Annotated in this window: 12 protein-coding genes and 1 tRNA gene; 9 read left to right on the forward strand and 4 right to left on the reverse strand. The window is 58.0% G+C overall.

The genetic code is table 11. The features are described from left to right. The first annotated feature begins 7 nt into the window (after positions 1-7). On the forward strand, positions 8-1,189 hold the full coding sequence (locus ACVWNW_RS05520) for a glycoside hydrolase family 1 protein (protein ID WP_454481561.1): 1,182 nt from the start codon (positions 8-10) through the stop codon (positions 1,187-1,189). Between the two features lie 224 nt (positions 1,190-1,413). On the opposite strand, the gene ACVWNW_RS05525 is transcribed toward ACVWNW_RS05520, so the two are convergent. The 3 genes from ACVWNW_RS05525 to ACVWNW_RS05535 form a co-directional block, all read right to left on the reverse strand. After that, positions 1,414-1,486: transfer RNA gene (locus ACVWNW_RS05525), tRNA-Ala, on the reverse strand. Positions 1,487-1,626: 140 nt separating this feature from the next. Continuing rightward, positions 1,627-2,328, reverse strand: coding sequence for a VTT domain-containing protein (locus ACVWNW_RS05530; RefSeq protein WP_144178250.1), 702 nt, complete (start codon positions 2,326-2,328; stop codon positions 1,627-1,629). Positions 2,329-2,964: 636 nt separating this feature from the next. After that, on the reverse strand, positions 2,965-3,189 hold the full coding sequence (locus ACVWNW_RS05535; RefSeq protein ID WP_454481563.1) for a hypothetical protein: 225 nt from the start codon (positions 3,187-3,189) through the stop codon (positions 2,965-2,967). On the opposite strand from ACVWNW_RS05535, the gene ACVWNW_RS05540 reads away from it, so the two are divergent. The 4 genes from ACVWNW_RS05540 to ACVWNW_RS05555 all read left to right on the forward strand — a co-directional run bounded on the left by ACVWNW_RS05540 (position 3,190) and on the right by ACVWNW_RS05555 (position 8,798). After that, positions 3,190-3,882 (forward strand): ABC transporter permease subunit, encoded by a 693-nt coding sequence (locus ACVWNW_RS05540; protein WP_454481565.1) that lies wholly within the window; start codon positions 3,190-3,192, stop codon positions 3,880-3,882. It abuts the gene before it with no gap. Positions 3,883-3,911: 29 nt separating this feature from the next. Further along, on the forward strand, positions 3,912-4,862 hold the full coding sequence (locus tag ACVWNW_RS05545; protein WP_144178249.1) for a carbohydrate ABC transporter permease: 951 nt from the start codon (positions 3,912-3,914) through the stop codon (positions 4,860-4,862). Between the two features lie 253 nt (positions 4,863-5,115). Further along, the gene (locus ACVWNW_RS05550; RefSeq protein ID WP_461196338.1) at positions 5,116-6,861 is read left to right on the forward strand and encodes an ABC transporter substrate-binding protein; all 1,746 of its coding nucleotides are present in this window, start codon (positions 5,116-5,118) and stop codon (positions 6,859-6,861) included. Between the two features lie 185 nt (positions 6,862-7,046). Next, entirely contained in the window at positions 7,047-8,798 is a 1,752-nt protein-coding gene (locus ACVWNW_RS05555) for an ABC transporter substrate-binding protein (protein ID WP_198230264.1), read from the forward strand. 214 nt (positions 8,799-9,012) lie between these two features. On the opposite strand, the gene ACVWNW_RS05560 is transcribed toward ACVWNW_RS05555, so the two are convergent. Continuing rightward, positions 9,013-9,663, reverse strand: coding sequence for a YesL family protein (locus tag ACVWNW_RS05560; RefSeq protein WP_454481568.1), 651 nt, complete (start codon positions 9,661-9,663; stop codon positions 9,013-9,015). Positions 9,664-10,038: 375 nt separating this feature from the next. Between ACVWNW_RS05560 and ACVWNW_RS05565 the strand changes: the two genes are divergently transcribed. The 4 genes from ACVWNW_RS05565 (at position 10,039) to ACVWNW_RS05580 (ending at position 15,995) form a co-directional block, all read left to right on the forward strand. Continuing rightward, positions 10,039-11,010 (forward strand): ABC transporter permease, encoded by a 972-nt coding sequence (locus ACVWNW_RS05565; RefSeq protein ID WP_198191597.1) that lies wholly within the window; start codon positions 10,039-10,041, stop codon positions 11,008-11,010. Between the two features lie 31 nt (positions 11,011-11,041). Next, positions 11,042-11,971 carry a carbohydrate ABC transporter permease gene (locus tag ACVWNW_RS05570; protein WP_046323602.1) on the forward strand — a complete coding sequence of 310 codons (930 nt, stop codon included), beginning with the start codon at positions 11,042-11,044 and terminating at the stop codon, positions 11,969-11,971. A 364-nt stretch (positions 11,972-12,335) separates the two neighbouring features. Continuing rightward, positions 12,336-14,084, forward strand: a complete 1,749-nt coding sequence (locus ACVWNW_RS05575; protein WP_454481571.1) for a type 2 periplasmic-binding domain-containing protein — start codon at positions 12,336-12,338, stop codon at positions 14,082-14,084. Positions 14,085-14,243: 159 nt separating this feature from the next. After that, the gene (locus tag ACVWNW_RS05580) at positions 14,244-15,995 is read left to right on the forward strand and encodes a type 2 periplasmic-binding domain-containing protein (protein WP_046322271.1); all 1,752 of its coding nucleotides are present in this window, start codon (positions 14,244-14,246) and stop codon (positions 15,993-15,995) included. The last annotated feature ends 50 nt before the right edge of the window (positions 15,996-16,045 follow it).

Genomic DNA, 16,045 nt, shown 5'->3' on the forward strand with positions numbered 1-16,045 from the left:
CATTCACATGCCAACGCCTACATACACCTTTCCACAGGATTTCCTCTGGGGGGCGGCCACGGCTGCCCACCAGATAGAGGGCAACAATGTCAACGCCGACTGGTGGGAGCGTGAGCACCGGCCGGACAGCGACCTTAGCGAGCCTTCGGGGGACGCTGACGACAGCTACAACCGTTACGCGGAAGACATATCCCTCCTGGCCGGCAGCGGGTTGAACACCTACCGCTTCTCAGTGGAGTGGGCCAGGGTGGAGCCTGAGGAGGGATTCTTCTCGCAGGCCCAGCTCCTGCACTACCGGGCTATGATCGAAGCCTGCCTCCAGGCCGGGGTGACCCCCATGGTCACCCTGAACCACATGACCCTTCCCCGCTGGCTGGCCAGGCGAGGGGGCTGGCGCGATCCTGCCTCCACAGACCTCTTCGGCCGATACGTGGAGCACCTCATTCCCATTCTGGAAGGCGTTACCTGGGTCTGCACAATCAACGAGCCCAATATGGTGGCTCTGACCCAAGGGGGGCAGGAGGGCAGCGACATGGCTGCTGCTTCTCTGCCCACCCCCGACCCGGTCATCTCAGAATCCTTGGTCAAGGCCCACAGGAAGGCTCGGGAAGTCCTTTCCCGCCGACCGGGAATCAAGTCCGGTTGGACCATTGCCTGTCAGGATTTCCAGGCCTTGCCAGGCTGTGAGCAAGACATGGAGGAGTACCGCTACCCCCGTGAAGACTTTTTCACCCAGGCTGCACGAGGTGACGACTTCATAGGGGTGCAGGCTTACCTACGCACCTTCATCGGCCACGACGGTCCCCAACCGGTGCCGGAGGATGCGGAGAAGACCCTGACAGGCTGGGAGTATTACCCTGCCGCCCTGGGGGAGGCCGTGCGCCACACTTGGCAGACCGCCGAGCACACCCCCATCGTGGTCACCGAGAATGGAATTGCCACAGCCGATGACAGTCGGAGGATCGACTACACCTTCGACGCCTTGGCCGGCCTTCATCAGGCTATGGATGAAGGCGTGCATGTGGAGGGCTACCTCCACTGGTCCCTCCTGGACAACTACGAGTGGGGATCCTACGAGCCTACCTTCGGTTTGGTATCCGTGGACCACGAGACTTTCGAGCGTCACCCCAAGCCATCCTTGGCCTGGCTGGGTCAGGTGGCCCGTTCCGGCCTTCTTGCCCATCCCTAAGGCTAATACAGACACGAGCACGAACGTCCGGCCCCGAACCGACTTCATATCGGTCCGGGGCCGGGCGCTACCACATACCGCCCTGCGCTTACTGGCTGGTCGGGCGCGATGCCCTTGCCTGCACGGAGCCAGATCAAGAAGTCACGGTGGATACAAATCGAGAGATTCAGCCGATGAGCCAGCTGACGGGCCAGACATGCATGCACGGAATTACTGCTGAAAAGTGGAGCTGAGGGTAGTCGAAACCCCGACCTCTTCGATGCGAACGAAGCGCTCTACCAACTGAGCTACAGCCCCATTCGTTGCCCGACCGTAGCCGAACAACAGACTGTACTGTATCGCAGGGTGGGCACAAACGCAATTTGGACGGTCTGTGCCATGACTCCGTGTTACGACCCATGGTTCGGTTTTTGCGGATGCCGGATGGGTTGTCATATTCAGTCGCTGAGGTTCTCGTCCTGGTCAGCGGCTACCTGAGCGGATTCGGCCCTTTTGCCCCTGCCTGCTCTGGCCTTGATCAGGCCGATAACGGTCGGCATGACGGATATGAGCAGAATAAGGATGATGACCAGTTCGAAATGCTCCTGGACGGCCGGGATACCGCCGAAGAAGTAACCCAGGAGGGTGAAGAGGGTGGACCAGACCAGACCCCCCAGAACACTGAAGGGGGTGAACCGGCTCCACTTCATCCCCGAGATTCCCGAGATGAAGGGCATGAAGGTCCTGATGAAGGGGAAGAAGCGGCCTAGGAAAACAGCCAAGGGGCCCCACTTGTCTATCATTCCCTCTGTTTTGGCCAGCCGTTCCGGGGTCAAGGCTTTCACCCTGCCTGACCTGATGATAGCCCGTCCGAAAAAGTGCCCTATGAAGTAGTTGCTCTGGTCGCCGAGGATCGGAGCCAGGCAGACGACCGGCAGGAGGATGTCCAATGCCATCCCGCTGGTGGGGTCGTGTGCGAAGACGCCGGCCGCGAATAGGAGGGAGTCACCGGGCAGAAAGGGCATGAAAACCACGCCCGTCTCGATGAAGATGATCAGGAAGATGAATGCATATGTGGGCACCAGTCCCATGGCAATCCACCCCGCGATAGCGCTGCGCGGATCTTTGAGTAGGTTGATGAGCCAGTGTATGAATCCCATTTGTCAAAGACCGTCCTGTTATGTTGAAACATGAACAGTTTCAAACTGTAACAAGTCTGGTTCACGGCAGGTTGGCCTTCACCAGACCCTTGCGAGGAAGACACAACCGCCAGCCTCCGGCACAGGTCCTGTGCGAGGGAGGTAAATTGTTCCTATGGTGACTTAATTCGAAGGGTAACGGCTGGTGTCCATGGTCAAAGCCGTTATCAATGACTCCAGTCCAGCCAGTCGTCAGGTCCGCCTGACGTGCAGGTGGAAGGCGGTGGCCTGTCATGGGCTCCCGAGGCCTATCTGCGGATGCCGTACCTGACGGACTCTCTGATAGGGATAGCAAGAGGCGTTTCCTATTTGCGATTATTGGGAGTCCCCTGCTAGTCTAATTGACATAAGAGGAATTGTTAATTTAATATCCTATTTATAGGGCTTTGGTAAAACCAAAGCGAAAATACATGGCTGTATTCCATTTGACCATGTACCGCATTCGAAGAAGCGAAGTGGCTGACCGAAGGAGGAAGGGTGCAGGTTAATCATCAAGATGCGAACGTCGTTTTGGACCGGGCCGTCGGGTCTCCCGCGTCCGAAGCGACGCTGTCCCATAGTGCGCGAGCGTCCGCGCCGAAAAGGAAAAGACGGTTTTCAGGGAAGGTAGAATCCTCCAAGCGCCACGGTTTCAATCTTTGGCTCCTCATCGTTCCCCTTCTCATTTTCGTAGTTCTCTTTAGTTATCTCCCTCTGTTCGGGTGGGTTTACGCCTTCTTCGACTACCAGCCCCCTATCCCTCTGTCGAAGAGCAAATTCGTGGGCCTCCAGTGGTTCGAGATGATGATTCAGAACCCCGCTCAGCTTCGCGCGGTCTGGCAAGTGCTCATCAACACTTTCGGCATTAGCGGCCTGGGCATTCTGACCAGCATGTTCCCCCTCTTCTTCGCCATCGCTCTCAACGAGATCAGGGCCCGTTGGTTCAAGAACGTCGTTCAGACATTGACCACCCTGCCCAACTTCATCAGCTGGGTCCTGGTCTACGCCGTGGCATTCGCCATGTTCTCCTCCTCCGGAATGGTCAACGAGACCCTGATGGATCTCCATTTGATCACAGACCCCATCAAGTTCCTCGATTCCGACTCGCACACCTGGCTGAAGATGATGGCCTGGGGCTTGTGGAAGGGACTGGGCTGGGGGTCGATCATGTACCTGGCAGGCATCGCCGGCATTGATCCGGAGCTTTATGAGGCCGCCGAGGTGGATGGGGCCAACCGATTCCAGCAGATCATCCATGTGACGATTCCGCAGTTGATGCCCACCTACTTCGTGCTCCTGCTCCTGTCGGTCTCCAACTTCCTGAACAACGGGATGGATCAGTACTTCGTCTTCCAGAACGCCTTCAACCTCAAGCACATCCAGGTGCTTGACCTCTACGTCTACAACGTGGGCATGGGCCAGAACAGCCTCTCTCTCGCCACGGCCATATCCATGCTGAAATCCCTAGTCAGCGTGGTCCTCTTACTGAGTGTCAACGCACTGTCCAAACGTGTGCGCGGCGAGTCGATCATCTGAGGTCCCGAGCGGAAAAGGAGAGCTGAAATATGAGTGACGCCATCGACACATCTGCCGGGACCTTGGACGGGTCCCACCTGATTCGCAGATCAAAAGGGGAGAAGGTCTACAATGTTTTTAACATCGCTTTCTTCGTCCTCTTCGCCTTCATCTGTACATATCCCTTCTACTACCTGATCATCAACAGCATCTCCGACAATGATGCGAGTGCGGCTGGTGATGTCAACTGGTTCCCCCAAGGTTTCCACCTGGAGAATTACAAGGCCGTCTTCAAGCTGGAGGGTCTGGGGGATGCTGCCATGGTCTCCCTGGGTCGTACCGTGATCGGCACGGCCCTGACCGTCATGGCCAGCGCCTTCCTGGGCTTTATGTTCACTCAGAAGAAGATGTGGCACCGGTCCTTCTGGTACCGGTTCGTCATCATCACCATGTACTTCAATGCTGGTCTGATCCCTATGTTCATCACAATGAAGAACCTGGGTCTGACCAACAACTTCTGGGTGTACATCCTTCCGGCCATCGTGCAGCCTTTCAACATCATCCTGGTGAAGACCTACATCGAGTCCATCCCCTCCTCCCTTCAGGAGGCGGCCGAGGTGGACGGCGCTGGCACAATGACTGTTTTCAGAAAGATAATACTGCCTATGTGCACGCCGATCCTGGCCACAGTGGCTATCTTCTCGGCCGTAGGGCAGTGGAACTCTTTCCAGGACACCCTGCTTTACATGTCGGATTCCAAGCTCTACTCCCTGCAGTACGTGCTCTACCTCTACATCAACCAGGCGGCTGCCCTGGCCTCCTCGGTCAAGGCTAGCGGCACGGGCAGCGCTCTGAATGCGGCTGCTATGGCCACCCAGCAGACCCCGACCTCGATTCGCATGACTGTTGCCGTGATCGTGGTGCTGCCCATCCTCTTCGTCTATCCCTTCTTCCAGCGCTACTTCGTCAAGGGCATGATGCTCGGCGCTGTCAAGGGGTGAATCTTCCTCCTCCTCTCCGTAAAGCGGCATCCGGTCGGGAGGGGGAATTCGATCGGATCTGCCTGTGGGAGGTGAGATTAGCAGGACGGGTGGTTCCGGCCAATCGAGAAGGAAAAAAAGAACGGGAGAGCCGACTGGGGGCGTCGGCTTCCGGTCTGGCCCCAAGGGGTCGGACCGCTCCGGAAGAACCAAACAATAAGAATCAAAGATAGAAGAAAAAGGAGGAACAATGTCCCTCAAGAAGAAGGCATCAATGGCGATGGCCTTGATCCTGTCCTCGGCCATGGCCCTTGCAGGCTGCGGCGGTGAGAGCAGCAGCGAGGGTGCTGACGACAAAGGCCTGATGAATGTGGAGATGTTCTCCATGTCCGCCACCGCCCAGGGAGAGCAGAAGGGCTGGTTCGCCAAGATACTCAAGGACAAGTTCAATATGAAGATGAAGGTGGTTGCGCCTGCTCAGACGGGTAACGCGGAGACCATCTTCCAGACCAGGGCGGCCACTGGCAACCTGGGTGACCTGATTCTGACCAACACGGACAACGGTCGTCTGCAGAAGCTGGTCGATTCCAACCTGATTGCCGACATGACCCCTTACATGAAGAATGAGAAGAATCTAAAGAAGTTCCAGGGTGCCCTGGACAGGGTCACCAAGGTGGCGGGTAAGGATGGCGTCTGGGGGGCCCCGTCCGATGTGGCCACGCAGTCGCCCTCCAAGCCTTCCGCTGGTGATGAGCCGGGCACGGCCCCCCACATCCGCTGGGATTACTACCGCGAGGTGGGCTACCCCAAGATTAACAATCTGGATGACTTCCTCGACGTTCTCAAGCTCATGCAGGACAAGGCCCGTGAAGACACCGGGAAAAAGGACATCTATGCCCTCAGCCTCTTCAAGGACTGGGACCAGGAGATGATGAAGTACCCGATGGATATGGCCTCCTGGTACGGGTACAATCCCATGAACACGGTCCTTACCCGGGCCGACGGGAAGGACGACCAGCCTGTTACCAAGGAGGGTGGCATCTACGAGCAGATGCTGCGTTTCCTCAACAAGGCCTCCAGGATGGGCCTGGTGGATCCGGATTCCTCCACCCAGACCTGGGACAACATTTCCCAGAAGGTCCACCAGGGCAAGGTCCTGGCAGACATTTGGAGCTGGCTGGGCCAGCCGGCCGTCAATACCGTGGGCAACAAGGCCAAGGGGGTTGGATTCATGCTGGCCCCAGTACCCGGCCTGAAGGTCTACGCGGACGGGTTTATGCCCGACGGTCATGACCCGGTCATCGCCGTGGGTGCCAAGGCCAAGAACAAGCAGCGCCTGGTCGACTTCATCGACTGGCTCTACTCGCCCGAGGGTGTCTATGCCACGGCCACCGGTGCCATGGGACAGGCCTGCCCGGAGAAGATGTGCTGGGAGCGGACCAAGGACGGCAACAAGATGACCGACCTGGGTATCAGGGTCATGTTCGGGACTGATGAGGAAGATCCGAACAATACTCAACCGGTGCCTGCCAAGTTCGGCGGCGGTCAGTACGGCAAGGGAGTGTCGATGATGCACTTCACAGGCATCCACAAGAACGACATCGACCCGACCACCAAGGAGACCTATAACCCCCAGCTGTGGAAATCTGAGCTGGCCAAGCCTGACGCCCTCAGGGATGACTGGTCCGCCCATATGGACGGTGCTAAGACCGCTCTTGAGTGGCTGCAGAAGCACGACGAGGCCATGGTTGCCGTCGGGGCAGGCTTCGTAGCTCCGACCGAGGACTCCTCCATCAAGGCCCTGCGTGGCCAGGTCAAGTCCGAGATCGTCTCCCAGTCCTGGAAGGCGGTCTATGCCAAGGATGACAACGAGTTTGACACCATCCTGAAGACCATGAGAGACAACCTGAAGGGGCTTGGATACGAGCAGGTCGAGAAGATCGACATGGCCAACGCCAAGGCCCAGACCAAGGCCCGTCAGAAGATCGTCAAGGAATGGGAGGAACAGCACGGCAAGTGATCCGGTCCGCTGAAAGACGGCCCGGGTTCTGACGGGGGCTGTACAGGCCCCCGTACGGCCGCGATGACCTCCCCGGTCCGGCCAAGAAAATCCGATACAGATTTTCTTGGCCGGACCGGGGAGGTTGGACGGTGGTAAGAGACGCCACGGGTTGGGTGGCGGATGACAAAGAAGGAAGATAATCCATGAACCTCAAGAAGAAGGCAATGGCGGCGATCGCCGTCGCCATCACCGGTGCCATGTCCTTGGCGGGCTGTGGTGGCGGTGCTAATTCAAGCGATGGCCCGGACGACCACTCTGAAATGACCGTTGAGATGTTCTCCCAGGACGCCACGGCCCAGGGTATGCAGAAGGGCTGGTTCGCCAAGCTGATCAAGGACAAGTTCAACATCAAGCTCAAGGTCATCGCACCGGGTGTCACCGGCAACAGCGAGACTCTCTTCGAGACCCGTTCGGCAGCTGGAAACCTGGGCGACTTGATTCTGACCCACACTGGCAATGGCCGCCTGCAGAAGCTGGTTAAGGCCGATCTGATTACTGATCTGACCCCCTACATCAAGAACGAGAAGTACTTGAAGAAGTACAAGGGCGCCCTGGACAGGGTGACCAAGGTGGCGGGTAAGGATGGCGTCTGGGGCATCCCCGGAAACGTGTCCTCCCAGTCCCCGCTCAAGTCGAACGCCGGAGATGAGCCCGGCACGGCTCCCCACATCCGTTGGGACTACTATCGTGAGGTCGGTTACCCGGAGATTAAGAACCTGGATGACTTCCTCAACGTTATGAAGCTCATGCAGGACAAGGCCCGGGCCGACACCGGCCAGAAGGACATCTACGCTCTCAGCCTCTTCAAGGACTGGGATGGGGAGATGATGAAGTTCCCCATGGATATGGCCTCCTGGTATGGGTACAACACGATGAACTCGGTCCTGACCAAGGCTGACGGCTCCGATGACCAGACCCCCATCCAGGAGGGCGGCATCTACGAGAAGCTCCTGCGCTTCCTCAACAAGGCCCAGAGGATGGGCCTGATTGATCCGGATTCTTCCACTCAGACCTGGGACAACATCACCGCCAAGACCAGCCAGGGCAAGATGCTGGTCGACATCTGGTGCTGGCTGGGCCAACCCCGCATCAACTCTGCTGCCAACAAGGCCAAGGGAATCGGGTTCATGCTGGCGCCCCTGCAGGACATGGACATTTATTCAGACGGCTTCGCTCCCGATGGGGTGGATCCCATCCTGGCAATCGGTGCCAAGGCCAAGAACAAGCAGCGCCTGGTTGACTTCCTCAATTGGCTTTACTCGCCTGAGGGTGTCTATGCCACGGCCCAGAACGCCGGTGGCCCCGTCTGCCCGGAAAAGCTCTGCTGGACCAGGAGCTCTGAAGGCAACAAGATGACCGATTTCGGCCTTAAGGCCATGAATGAGGCCGACGGACTGAAGGTCCCCGCAGAGTTCGGCGGCGGTGACTACAACAAGGGCATCTCCATGATGCACTTCCAGGGGCTGAACCAGAACGACATCGACCCGTCCACCAAGGAGACCTACAATCCGGCCCTGTGGAAGACCGAACTGGCCAAGCCCAACGCTCTGAGGGATGACTGGTCCGCTCATATGGACGGTGCCAAGACGGCCTTGGAGTATCTGGAGAAGCACAAGCAGATCGTGGTCGCCCCCGGCTCAGGGTACATCCCGCCCGAGGAAGACTCCCAGATCACCGCAGTTCGCGGCCAGGTCAAGTCCGAGATCGTCTCCGAGTCCTGGAAGGCGGTTTACGCCAAGGATGACAACGAGTTCGACACCATCCTGAAGACCATGCGCAACAACGTGAAGGGGTTGGGCTACGAGAAGATCGAGAAGATCGACATGGCCAACGCCAAGGCTCAAACCAAGGCACGCCAGGATATTGTGAAGGAGTATGAGAACAGGACCAAGTGATTCCACGATTCCGGCCTGCCTGGCGGTCCATGATCCGCCAGTAGAGCCGGGGTCCTATCGGTAAGCGATGGGGCGGTGTCCGCCAGGTTTGGGGCCGGCGGACACCGCCTTTTTTGTACCCTATATGCCACTCTTGGCAGCCTGGATACAACTGCGGTTCATGCGAGCGACTTATGCCCGGTCAACCACGCGAAATGTGACGGCACCGCCTTGGTCACAGAGAACCGTTCTTATAGGTGGTCGTGGTGTCTCCCTTGGCACCCCGCTCGAAACGGTCGAAGGCCCGTAGATAGATCAGTGACTTGGCGTATGCCAGCCAGGAGAAGCCGAAGATTATGGCCATGACCCGCAGGAAGGGCACATAGTAGACGAGGAAGGCGAAGGCCACGTCGATGGCCAGGAGACAGATGGCGTAGAGGGGGATCCCCATGGGAACCCCGACGGAGAGTTTGAAGAACCCCCAAACCGTATTGGTGTAGCGGGATTGCAGGGGGTAAAAGAACTCGTATGAGAGGACGAGCAGAACGGTTCCGATGATCAGGACAATGAGGGCGAGGTAGGTCATTGCCCCCTTCATGCTCAGCCAGAAGGCCAGCGAATAAATGACGATGGCACCCAGCGCGACGTGGATGATGAAAGCGATTATGGACTGCTTGAACTCCCGGATGAAGCGGTGCAGGTACTGTCGGCAGAGGGGGATGTCGTCGTGGTCGTCATAGGCGAAAATCGTGCCGTAGAGGGCGCTGCGGGCGGGCCCTATCGTGACCAGGGGTATGCAGGTGACGACGAAGAGCAGGTTCAGAGCTGTGAATCTGAGCAGGGTGTTCACGAACTGCCAGAAGGGGCTTTCGAGGTTGAAGTGCATAATCCGCCTTTCCTCTTTGACTCTACCTGTCAGTGCACCCGGCGGGGGCGGCGGCACGCGGGCAGGAGACTGGGCGCGGCCATCCTGTTGTTCTGTCTTCTACTCCGTCGGCTACAGGAACAGCTGTCGGACGGGTCTGTCAGAAAGGTGACCGATCTTGCCTGGACCCATGGGTGGGAGCGGTCCTGTCTTACGTGGTGACATGCCTTGTAGCATACCGCGGCTTGACAGCTAAGTTAAATCGGTGTACTAATCTATTTACAAACATATAAATAAGCCTACTACGGTAAACACGGCGCCGAAAAGTAGTGGAAGCATTCGGCGCATGGCTGGCAACGCAATGGAGCGGGCTTATAGGAAAGACAGGAGGGCAGGATGTCAACTGGCGACATTCCGTTGAACGCCACCCGGCGGGGTAAGACTAAACGCCAAGGGGGCATAAGCGGCAAGAAGAGACACAGCATCAACCTCTTCCTCTTGACCGTCCCCTTTCTGATACTGGTCATCCTCTTCAGTTACTATCCACTGCTCGGATGGGTATATGCCTTCTATGACTATCAGCCACCCATTCCCCTTTCGGAGAGCCAATTCGTCGGCTTCCAGTGGTTCAAGATGATGATCCAGAATCCGGCCCAGCTGCATACGGTCGGCCAGGTCCTGATCAACACTTTCGTGATGAGCGGCCTGGGCATTCTGACCTCATTCTTCCCGCTGTTCTTTGCCATCGGCCTCAATGAGATTCGCAGCAAGCACTTCAAGAACGTCATCCAGACCCTGACTACCCTGCCCAACTTCATCAGCTGGGTCCTGGTCTACGCCGTGGCATTCGCCATGTTCTCCTCCACTGGCATGGTCAACCAGCTCCTGCAGAACATCCACCTGATCTCACAGCCTATTCACTTCCTGGATTCCGATAGCGGGACCTACATCAAGATGCTCCTGTGGAGCCTGTGGAAGGGTCTGGGCTGGGGGTCCATCCTCTACCTGGCCGGCATATCCGGCATCGACCCCGAACTCTACGAGGCCGCCCAGGTGGATGGGGCCAACCGATTCCAGCAGATCATACACGTTACGATTCCGCAGCTCATGCCCACATACCTGGTCATGCTGATGCTGAGCGTCTCCAACTTCCTGAACAACGGGATGGATCAGTACTTTGTCTTCCAGAACGCCTTCAACCTCAAGCACATCCAGGTGCTTGACCTCTACGTCTACAACGTGGGCATGGGCCAGAACAGCCTCTCTCTTGCGACGGCCATATCCATGCTGAAATCCCTGGTCAGTGTGGTCCTTTTGTTCCTGGTCAATTGGGCCTCCAAGCGGACCCGTGGCGAGTCAATCATCTGAGCGTGAGGGGAAAACAATCATGAGCGACAGCATGGCAATCGAATCGAAGGGCGTTTCTCCCCTCCTGCAGCGGACCAAGGGCGAGAAGGTGTTCAATGTCTTCAACATCGTCTTCTTCATCCTCTTCGCCTTTATCTGTACATATCCTTTCTACTATCTGATCATCAACAGCATCTCCGACAACACCCTGAGTGCCGCCGGCAAGATCACCATTCTGCCCAAGGGAATCCACTGGAGCAACTATGTGGAGGTCTTCAAGCTGGAGGGCCTGGGCACAGCAGCCATGGTCTCCCTGGGACGTACCGTGATCGGCGCCGCCCTGACCGTACTGGCCAGCGCCTTCCTGGGCTTCCTCTTCACCCAGGAGGGAATGTGGCATCGCAAGCTCTGGTACCGCTTCATCATCGTGACCATGTACTTCAATGCTGGTCTGATCCCTATGTTCATCACGATGAAGAACCTGGGTCTGACCAACAACTTCTGGGTGTACATCCTGCCGGCCATCGTGCAGCCCTTCAATATTATTCTGGTGAAGACCTACATCGAGTCCATCCCCAAGTCTCTCCAGGAGGCGGCCGAGGTGGACGGCGCCGGCACACTGACGGTCTTCTTCAAGATCGTCCTGCCCATGTGCACGCCAATCTTGGCTACGGTGGCCATCTTCTCGGCCGTGGGGCAGTGGAACTCCTTCCAGGACACCTTGATCTACATGACTGATTCAAAGCTCTACTCTCTGCAGTATCTGCTCTATCAGTACATCAACCAGGCAAGCTCCTTGGCCAGTGCAGTCAAGGCCAGCGCGGGCGGCGCCCTGAATATGGCGGCCTTGGCCACTCAGCAGACCCCGACCTCGATTCGCATGACTGTTGCCGTGATCGTGGTGCTGCCCATCCTCTTTATCTACCCGCTCTTCCAGCGCTACTTCGTCAAGGGCATGATGCTCGGCGCCGTCAAGGGCTGATCGAGAGGAGGCGCAACCTAGCCGCCGTGCGGGCCTGATCCCACGCGGCGGCCAGGAAGCGTTCATGTCGATTCATCAAGGAGGACAAATCGATGAGAGATGCAAGACCGGCAGTGGCCCCGCCGGTCCGAAGGAGATCAACCACGGGGTTGACCATCACCGCTCACGGAGTCGTCGGCGGTGGGCAGGGGCCTGGGGGCCGGGAGCATGGACTGAGGAGGACCACGCAGGCCGTTGAGACAATCGTAAGAGACATAGGGATGTAAGCGGAAGTCAGAACCCTCCTGATGACCTGCAGCCCGCCGACTTGCCGAAGGTGACAGGACGGGCCCAGGAGCCGGACGGTGTCTGGAAAGGGGAAACAATGCAAGCCAAGAAGCTGACGGCGGTGGCTGCCGCTGTCATAACCGTGTCCATGGCCCTGGCGGGCTGTGGCGGCGGAGACAATTCCGCCAACGAGAAGGACGACGGGTCGCTCATGCAGGTGGATGTCTTCGATGGTCTGGCCAACTACCAGGGCATCCAGAAGGGCTGGTTCGCCAAGATGGTCAAGGACAAGTTCAACCTCAAGTTGAACATCGTGGCCCCCAATGTGGCGGGCGGGGGTAGCACCCTCTTCGACACCCGTTCAGCAGCCGGGAACCTGGGTGACATCATTATCACCGGCTCCGGCTCCGGCCAGGCGGCCAAGCTGGTCAAGTCCCACCTGATCGAGGACATGACGCCGTACATGAAGAATGCGAAGAACATCAAGAAGTACAAGTCCGCCACCGACGCCCTCAACAAGGTGGCCGGGCAGACAAGCGGGGTCTGGGGGGTGCCCGGGTCGGTCACTTCTCTGCCGCCCACGGAGCCCTCCGAGGGGCTGGAGCCCACCTTCGGCCCCTACGTGCGGTGGGACATCTACAAGGAGGTAGGCTATCCCAGGATCGCCAACATGGATGACCTGGTCAATGTCCTCAAGCAGATGCAGGACAAGGCCCGGGCAGATACCGGCGACAAGAGCATCTACGCCATGTCCCTCTTCAAGGACTGGGACGGCAACATGATGAACAACGCCAAGCAGCCCACCTGCTACTACGGTTACGACGAGATGGGCTTCGTTCTGGCCAAGGCCGATGGCTCTGACTACCAGTCGGTCACACAGAAGGGCGGGATGTACGAGAAGGCCCTCCAGTTCTTCAACAAGGCATCACAGGCTGGCCTGGTCGACCCCGAGTCGACCACCCAGAACTACGACACCATGTACGCCAAGTACCAGCAGGGCAAGATTCTCTTCTCCTTCTGGCCATGGCTGGGGCAGGCCGCCTACAACACCACGGACAACAAGGCCCAGGGCAAAGGCTTCATGATCGCCCCACTGGAGGACATGAAGATCTTCTCCTATGGCGCCACGCCTGATGGGGGCAGCACCTTCATCGCTCTGGGTTCCAAGGCCAAGAACAAGCAACGCTTGGTCAACTTCATCGACTGGCTTTACTCGCCTGAGGGGGTCTACGCCTCCGGTGCCCAAACCGGCGGATCCGCTGGTCCTAAGAACCTGAACTGGACGGTCAAGGACGGCAAGCCGGTTCTGACCGATTTCGGCGAGAAGGTCCTCTTCGGCAACGGTGCCAACGTGCCGGCCGATTGGGGTGGCGGCACTTATAAGGACGGGGTTTCGGCCTTGAACTACCCGACTGTGATCGTCCAGGACAAGGATCCCTCCACGGGCTACCCCTACAACGCCAGCATGTGGCCCTCGCAACTGGCCAAAAATACGGACCCGCTGAGCACTGACTGGTCCGCCCACATGGGCGGGGCCAAGACCACCATGGAATATCTGAGGAAGAACGACAAGATCATGGTGGCCCCGGGTTCCAGCTACGTGACCCCGGACGAGTCCTCCCAGATCAAGACCCTCCGCGGTCAGGTGAAGACCGAGATCGTCAACGCCTCCTGGAAGGCCTCTTTCGCCAAGGATGACAACGAGTTCAATGCCCTCCTCGATGAGATGCGCTCCAAGGTTGACGGGATGGGCTACAAGCAGGTTCTCGATGTGGACATGAAGGACGCCAAGGACCAGAACACGGCCCGGGTAAACATCAAGAAGCAGTTCGAAGACAAGAAGTGAAGCAGAGTATGAGTGTCCGGCCCCCGTCGGGAGCCCCGGGGGGTTCGGGCCTCACATGAAGACTTGACCACCTTGCTGGGCCTGTGTCGAGCGACCGGCACGAGCCGACCAAGGGAGTCTGAAAATCAGACTATTGCAGAGAAAGGTAACAAGCAAACCATGAAGAAGAGCAAACTCGCAGTGGTGATGGCAGCGGTGCTGTCAGCCTCGCTGGCCTTGGCCGGCTGTGGCGGCGGAGGAGACAACTCGGCCAACGAGAAGGATGACGGCTCCTTGATGAAGGTGGACGTCTATGACGACCTGGCCAACTACCAGGGCATCCAGAAGGGCTGGTTCGCCAAGTTGATCAAGGACAAGTTCAACCTCAAGTTGAACATGATCTCGCCCAATGTGGCCGGCGGTGGCAGCACTCTCTTCGATACCCGTTCGGCAGCCGGGAACCTGGGCGATCTGGTCATCACCGGAGCTGGCAACGGCAGACTGACCAAGTTGATCAAGGCCCACCTGATCGATGACATGACACCGTACCTGAAGAATGCCAAGAACATTAAGAAGTACAAGTCCGCCACCGATGCCCTCAACAAACTGGCTGGGCAGAGCAGCGGGGTCTGGGGGGTGCCGCAGAGCGTCTCCACCAAGAGCCCGACCGACCCCTCCGAAGGTAACGAGCCTGTTTTCGGCCCTTACATCCGCTGGGACTACTACCGTGAGATTGGCTACCCCAAGTTCAACAACCTGGATGACTTCCTGCAGGTTCTCAAGCAGATGCAGGACAAGGCCCGGGCAGATACCGGCGACAAGAATGTCTATGCCTTCTCCCTCTTCAAGGACTGGGACGGCAACATGATGAACAACGCCAAGCAGCCCACAACCTACTTCGGTTACGACGAGATGGGCTTCGTTCTGGCCAAGGCCGATGGTTCTGACTACCAGTCGGTCACACAGAAGGGCGGGATGTACGAGAAGGCCCTCCAGTTCTTCAACAAGGCCAACCAGATGGGCTTGGTCGACCCCGAGTCCTCCACCCAGAACTACGACACCATGTCGAACAAGTACAAGCAGGGTAAGATCCTCTTCTCCTTCTGGAGCTATCTTGGTCCTGCCGCTTACAACACCACGGAAAATAAGGCCCAAGGCAAGGGCTATATGCTGGCCCCCATGGGTGACATGAAGATCTTCTCCTACGGAGCCACCCCCAATGGCGGCGCCGCCATTATCGCCGTCGGGTCCAAGGCCAAGAACAAGCAACGCCTGGTGAACTTCATCGACTGGCTCTATTCCAAAGAGGGCGTCTATGCCATGGCCGGCAATGTCAAGGGTATGAACTTCGACATCAAGGACGGCAAGCCCGAGCTGACCGACTTCGGCAAGAAGCTTCAGAGCGACAAGTCCTCCAAGGTCCCCGCCCAGTTCGGCGGCGGCTCTTACGCCGACGGTGTATCTGCCCTGAACTTCACCACTGAGCTGGCCACTGACATCGATCCTGATACCAAGGAGCCATATGACTCCAGCATGTGGAAGTCCACCATCGACCAGTTCAGCAACTCGGCCCTGGACAAGGATTGGTCCGAGCATATGGACGGGGCCAAGACCTCCATGCAGTATCTGGAGAAGGCGAACAAGCTCATGATCGCCCCCGGCTCCAGCTTCATCCAGCCCGATGAGTCCTCCCAGATCTCTACCCTGCGTGGTCAGGTGAAGACCGAGATCGTCAACACCTCCTGGAAGGCAGTCTTCGCCAAGGATGACAACGAGTTCAACAGCCTAATGGACGAGATGCGTTCCAAGGTCGACGGACTGGGCTTCAAGCAGGTACTGGATGTGGACATGAAGAATGCCAAGGACCAGAACACGGCCCGAGTCAACATCAAGAAGCAGTTCGCCAATCGCGAGAAGTCGGAAAGCAACTGATTCCGCGCCGGACGGTGAGGTAGGGGAGCTCTGGTGACCCTGCCCGCCGT

Source organism: Bifidobacterium sp. JNUCC 75 (assembly GCF_054819865.1).